This window comes from Herbaspirillum sp. C7C2 (assembly GCF_022627865.1).
Lineage (GTDB): Bacteria > Pseudomonadota > Gammaproteobacteria > Burkholderiales > Burkholderiaceae_D > Herbaspirillum > Herbaspirillum frisingense.
The window spans coordinates 105188-111245 of sequence record NZ_JABXGI010000017.1; the positions used below are offsets into that span (position 1 = coordinate 105188).

The window sequence follows — 6058 nt, forward strand, 5'->3', positions numbered from 1 at the left end:
TCGGCTCCCATGGGCTCAACGGGTACGGATGCGCGGATCGAGCAGCGCATTGATGACATCAGCCAGGAAGGTCAGGCCGATGTAGAACATGGCGATGATCAGCACCACGGCCTGCACCACCGGATAGTCATTGCGGGAGATGGCGTCCCAGGCCAGCTGGCCCAGGCCCTGCATGGAATAGACCGACTCGATCACCACCGAGCCGCCCAGCATGAAGCCCAGCTCCACCGCCGCCAGCGCCACCACCGGGATGACCGCATTGCGTAGCGCATGCTTGAACACCACCCGCGACTTGGACAGGCCCTTGGCGCGGGCGGTGCGGATGTAGTCCGAACCCAGCACCTCCAGCATGCCCGAGCGCGTCAGGCGCATCATTGCCGGCATGGCGTAGTAGCCCAGCGCCACCGCCGGCAGGACGAAGTGCTGCCAGCTCTCGTTGCCGGCCACCGGCAGCCAGTGCAGCGTAACGGCGAAGATCAGGATCAGCGTGAGGCCGAACCAGAAGCTGGGCATGGCCTGCCCGACCACGGCAATCATCAGCGCCACGCGGTCCAGCCAGGTATCGCGATAGATGGCCGCCAGCACGCCCAGCGGGATGGCGGTGAGAATGGCCAGCAGCAAGGCACTGCCACCCAGCTTGAAGGTGATTGGCAGGCGTTCGGCGATCATCTCCATGACCTGCCCCTGGAAGTAGAAGGACTTGCCGAAGTCCAGCTGCACCGCACGACCGAGCCAGTCCGCATATTGCGTGGTGAGCGGACGGTCCAGACCGAACTGGGTGCGTACCGATTCGACCTGGGCGGCGGTGGCCTCCGGCCCGGCAATGGAGACCGCCAGGTCACCCGACATGTGCAGCAGGGAAAAACTGACGACGGATACCGTCAGCGCCACGCACAGGGCGATGGCCAGGCGGCGCAGGATGTAGATCAACATGGCGACCCTTCATTGAAGATTATTGCGTGATTCATCCAACACCCATCACCTACCGTTCGGACTGAACAGGCCCCAGGGGCCGTATAAGGCGCTCAGGACGAACGGTAACCTGGACGACTGCCAGACTTACTTCCAGGAAGCCTCGTAGAAGCGCGGCAGCTCATCCGGGTAACCCTGGAAATTGAGCTGGGCGTTGTAGGCGTAGAAGGTCGAATAGGAGAACATCGGCGCCACGTAGGCCTGCTTGGAAATCAGTTCCTGGGCCTTGGTGTAGTTGGCCTTGCGCACCGCCGGATCGATCGAGGTATCGGCCGTCTGCAGGTACTGCTGCAGTTGCGGGTCCTTGGTGATGTCATCGGCGCCGCCCTTGAAGTAGACACCGGCGAAGGCCGAGGTATCGTTCATCGAGAACGAGCCCCAGGAGTAGAAGCTCATTGGCGTCTTGCCGCTGCGGTATTCGGTCTGCAGGGCGGCAAACTTCATGTAGTGCAGGCGGGCGCGGATGCCGACCTTGCGCAGGTCACCGATGATGGCCTCGGCCACTTCGCGTTCGCGATAGGCATAGATGTCGGTATCGAAGCCGTTCGGGTAGCCGGCCGCGGCCAGCAGTTCCTTGGCCTTGGTGGGGTTGTAGTCAAACTTGATGGCGGCATTGCTGTCGCAACCGAACTGGGTGCGGAAGCAGGCGGTATAGACCGGCTGGCTGCCGCCGCGCATCAGGTTCTCGGCATAGCCCTTGCGATTGATCGCATGGTTGACCGCCTGGCGCACGCGCACATCCTTGAACGGCGAATTGGGGGCCGAGGTACCGGTGGTGTCGAGGGTGATGAAACCGACCCGCATGGTCTCACCGCTCTGCACCGCCAGCTTGGGATTGGTCTTGAGCGAATCGGCCTGGTCCGGCGGCACGCGCCAGATCCAGTCGATGGCGCCGGTCATCAGTTGGGCGGCGCGGGTTTCCGGATCGGGGATCACCACGAACTTGATGTTGCCGATCGAAGGCTGGCCCTGCGGACTGTCCTTGAAATAATTGGTGTTCTTGACCAGGGTCACGCCCTGCCCCGGAGTGACACTGGTGACCTTGTAGGGGCCGGTGCCGATGGGCGCCTTGGAAAAGCCTTCCAGGCCGACCTTCTTGAAATAGGCGGCGGGATAGATCGGCAGCGGGCCGGCCAGGTATTCCAGCGCCGCCGGGAAGGGTCCCTTCAGGTTGATGCGCACCTTGTAGTCGCCCAGCTTGTCGACGCTCTTGATCCAGTCGGTGTTCTGGCGCGTGACGGCCTTGGATTCGGGCGAGACCGCATAGTTGAAGGTGAACACCACATCATCGGCGCCGAACTTGTCACCGTTCTGGAATTGCACGCCCTGGCGCAGGTCCAGCACCAGGGCCGTGGGCGATTCCCACTTCCAGGCGGTGGCCAGTTGCGGCTTGTATTCGTTGGTCTTGGGATCGCGATAGACCAGCGTGTCCCAGATCAGGTGGGCCAGGATCACGCCTTCACGCAGGTTGTTGTGATACTGGCTGATGTTTTCGACTTCGCTGTCGGAGGCATAGACCAGGGTGTCGTTGGCCTTGTTGGCATGGGCCGCAAAGGCCGTCATGGCGCCCGCCACCAACACTGCACATCGTGACCAGCCCAGCATGGATTTCTGTAGTGCGTTCATTCCAGCCCCTTCATTCGAATAAGAGAATTGTGAAAAAACAGCGACGTCGAAGGGCATACTAGGCTAGGATTTATCGATGCCACAATCATCAAATTTCTATGCCTGCGTTCGCAAACCAGCAACGCATAATTTGTGCACCACAATGTACACACCCCTGCCAAAGCCGCATCGCTACTGGGCCGGGGCCCTTGGCGCAGGTGCAGCATCGGCGTGCGGACGAAGGACGAAGGCCTTGCACCAAAGGCGTGAGGCGCGCACCAAATAAAGCAGTCTCCCTTGCTGCAAGCCGGCGCGAAAAGAAGGTCAGCATTGGTCAGGAATCGGGATTGATCCGAGCTGACCGCATCCAACGAGGTCAATGATGAAATCGCAGCATCTGCAAGACACCGCCCTGCGTTACTTCCTGGAAGTCGTTCGCTGCGGCTCCATCAGCGAGGCGTCGCAACGGCTCAACGTGGCCAGCTCGGCCATCAGCCGCCAGATCAGCAGCCTGGAGGAAATCCTGGACACGGTGCTGTTCGAACGGCGGCCACGCGGCATGGTGCTCTCGGCCGGCGGTGAGATGCTGGCCGCGCATGCGCGCAAGATGGCGCTGGAGGCCGACCGCGTGGTGGCCGACCTGCAAGCCCTGAAGGGCTTGCGCAGCGGGCGGGTCCGGCTGTCGGCCTCGGAGGGGTTCGCCATCGACTTCCTGCCGCGCGTGATCAACGCCTTCCAGAAGAAGTATCCGGGCTTCGTGTTCCAGTTGTTCGTGGGCGCGCCGGCCGTGGTCTCGCGCCAGGTGCGCGAGGGCAATGCGGACATCGGGCTGACCTTTGCGCGCCTGCCCGAACCGGAAATCAAGGTGGTGCACCGGCAGCCGGGACCGATCGGCCTGGTGATGCGCAACGACCATCCACTGGCGCGTTTCCGTCATCTCTCGCTGGGGCAGCTGAAGCCTTACCCGATGGCCCTGCCCGACCCCACCACGACGCTGCGCCAGCTCTTCGACATCGCCTGCAGCCGGCAACAGGTGGCCATCGAACCGGTGATGACCAGCAACTACATCCAGGCCCTGCACAACTACGTGCTGGACAACGATGCGCTCTCCATCACCGGCGACGTCACCGTGCGCTACCGCATCGCGCGCGGGGAACTGACCATGCGCCCCATCCGCGACTGTCCTGCCGATGGGCGCTTCGTCGAGGTGCAGACGCTCGCCGGCCGGACCCTGCCGCGCAGTGTGGAAATCTTCCTGGACTACCTGGTGGCCGAGCTGAGCAAGGATCTGTGAGCGCCTGCCACCTGTAGCCCGGCCAACGAACATCCTCTCCCCGGCGCCGCTCAACGACCCGTAAACGCCATGCGGCCGCTACGAGAGCGGCCGCATGGGGACTTCAGGGTTTCAGCGTGTCAGCGCATCCACGGACGGATCAGAAGCGCCAGCGCGCCTTGACCGACGCCGACTGGTTGATAAAGCCGCTGCGGCCTTCGGCATCGTAGCGCAAAGCGATGTCCGTCATCTTCGGCAGCTTGAAGCCATAGCTCACACCCGCCTTCAACAGCCACGGCGAGTGCGACGGTCCTGGCGTGGTGAAGGCCTGGCCCGGTGCACCCGCATAGGTGGCCACCAGTTCGTCACGGCCGTTGATGACATCGTAACTGACCCCCATGTGGCCGCTGATCTGCGACGACGGCGTCAGCACGTAGTTCAGCCGCGCACCGGTGCCGAGCAACAGCGCTTCGCTGCTCTTGCCCTGTACCGACAGGTTCAGGTCCCCGGCTCCCCTCTCGGTGTAGGACGGGCTCTGCAGACGGGTGTAGTCGATCTGCAGGGAAGGCACCAGACTCATCACTTCAGTCAAGGGCAGAGTGAATGAAGCGCTGGTCCCCAGATGCGCATCCCAGCTGTGGAAGCGGCTGGTGGCAGTGCGGTGCAGGCTACCGAACCGCATCTCGCGCGACAGCCGGTTGCCGTTGCGACCCAGATCCGCCTGCCAGGTCAGCGATAGCTCGCCCAGCGGGGCAGTACCGTAGAGGGCCACCACGTTGGACTCGAGACGGCTGCGGCTGCCGGTACCGGTGAGGGCGGTATTGCCGTTGGCCTTGGTGCTGGCATAGGCGTAAGAAAGGCCGATGCGTCCGTTGCCCAGGCCCATCTCGGCACCGGTCGCCATGCCCCAGGTACTGGCGCTGAAGCCGGATTCACCGTTGCGGTCACCCTGGTTGGTGCGCGACTCGAAGGGCATGAGCCAGACCTGACGATCACCGCCAGTCTCGCCCGATGACACCCCGCTGCCCACACCTGCGCCGCCGACGCTGCCGACCTCGGCGCGGGCTGCGATGACGCGATTCACCGACGCCATGGAGCCACGAATGGCACCGGAGCCGACATTGCTGGGCAAGGTCTGGCTGGCGGCGCGTTGCACGCTGGCAGCATCCGGCAACCGGGCGATCGTAGCGGCAACCTCAGCCATATCCTTGGTGGACGGCGCCTGGATCTGTTGGCCCAGCACCGGTGCAACTGGTGCTGCAGCAGTGGCGGCGATCGTGATGGGTGAGGGACGGACGACCGGAGCGGGCGCTGCGGGTACGGGTGCTGCTGCCGCAGGAGTCGCTACTGCAGGGGCTGCAGGGGCCGCAGGTGCCGTAGGCGATGTAGCTGCAGACTTTGCGGCTCCTGCCGTTGTTCCAGCTGCTCCGTTGCTACCCGTTGTGCCGGTATTGCCGGTGCTGCCCGTGGTTCCAGTTTTGGCGGTGGTGCCGGTGCTGCCCGCTGTGCCCGCCGTGCTCGCTGTACCCGTTGTGCCGGAGCCGCCGTTGGTGGTAGTTCCGGTACCGCTGCTGGTAGTCGTGCCAGTGCCGCCGGTGGTAGTGGTGCCGGTACCGCTGGTGGTGGTGGTTCCTGTGCCGCCAGTGGTGGTGGTGCCGGTACCGCCAGTAGTGGTGGTGCCGGTGCCGCCGGTGGTGGTGGTGCTCGTGCCGCCGGTAGTGGTGGTGCCGCTACTGCCGGTGGTGGTCGTGCCCGTACCGCCGGTAGTGGTGGTTCCTGTGCCGCCAGTAGTGGTGGTGCTGGTGCCGCCAGTAGTGGTGCTGCCCGTGCCGCCAGTGGTGGTGGTGCCCGTACCGCCAGTAGTGGTGGTTCCTGTACCGCCGGTGGTGGTGCCCGTACCGCCGGTGGTGGTGCCTGTGCCGCCGGTGCTGGTGCCTGTGCCGCCGGTGCTGGTGCCTGTGCCGCCGGTGCTGGTGCCTGTGCCGCCGGTGGTGCTGGTGCCTGTGCCGCCGGTGGTGCTGGTGCCTGTGCCGCCGGTGGTGCTGGTGCCGGTACCGCCAGTAGTGGTGGTGCCCGTGCCGCCGGTGGTGGTGGTTCCTGTGCCGCCGGTAGTGGTGGTGCCGGTACCGCCAGTAGCGGTGGTGCCGGTGCCGCCGGTGGTGCCTGTGCCGCCGGTGGTGGTCGTGCCTGTGCCGCCGGTGGTGCTGG

General features: G+C 64.5%; 5 protein-coding genes. 2 read left to right on the forward strand and 3 right to left on the reverse strand.

The features are described 5' to 3' along the window. Positions 1–15: 15 nt before the first annotated feature. Positions 16–933 (reverse strand): ABC transporter permease, encoded by a 918-nt coding sequence (locus HWE04_RS18830; RefSeq protein ID WP_006464245.1) that lies wholly within the window; start codon positions 931–933, stop codon positions 16–18. A 126-nt stretch (positions 934–1059) separates the two neighbouring features. Further along, the gene (locus HWE04_RS18835) at positions 1060–2598 is read right to left on the reverse strand and encodes an ABC transporter substrate-binding protein (protein WP_006464244.1); all 1539 of its coding nucleotides are present in this window, start codon (positions 2596–2598) and stop codon (positions 1060–1062) included. 361 nt (positions 2599–2959) lie between these two features. Here HWE04_RS18835 and HWE04_RS18840 point away from each other — a divergent pair, with 361 nt between their 5' ends. Beyond that, positions 2960–3871 (forward strand): LysR family transcriptional regulator, encoded by a 912-nt coding sequence (locus HWE04_RS18840; protein WP_006464243.1) that lies wholly within the window; start codon positions 2960–2962, stop codon positions 3869–3871. A 139-nt stretch (positions 3872–4010) separates the two neighbouring features. Here the strand turns inward: HWE04_RS18840 and HWE04_RS18845 are convergent, their stop codons facing one another. Then, a complete protein-coding gene (locus tag HWE04_RS18845) occupies positions 4011–5093 on the reverse strand; it encodes an autotransporter outer membrane beta-barrel domain-containing protein (RefSeq protein ID WP_241813361.1) in 1083 nt (360 codons plus the stop codon). Positions 5094–5397: 304 nt separating this feature from the next. Between HWE04_RS18845 and HWE04_RS18850 the strand changes: the two genes are divergently transcribed. After that, positions 5398–6058, forward strand: a 661-nt coding sequence (locus HWE04_RS18850) for a hypothetical protein (RefSeq protein ID WP_241813362.1), incomplete at its 3' end; no start/stop codon positions are given.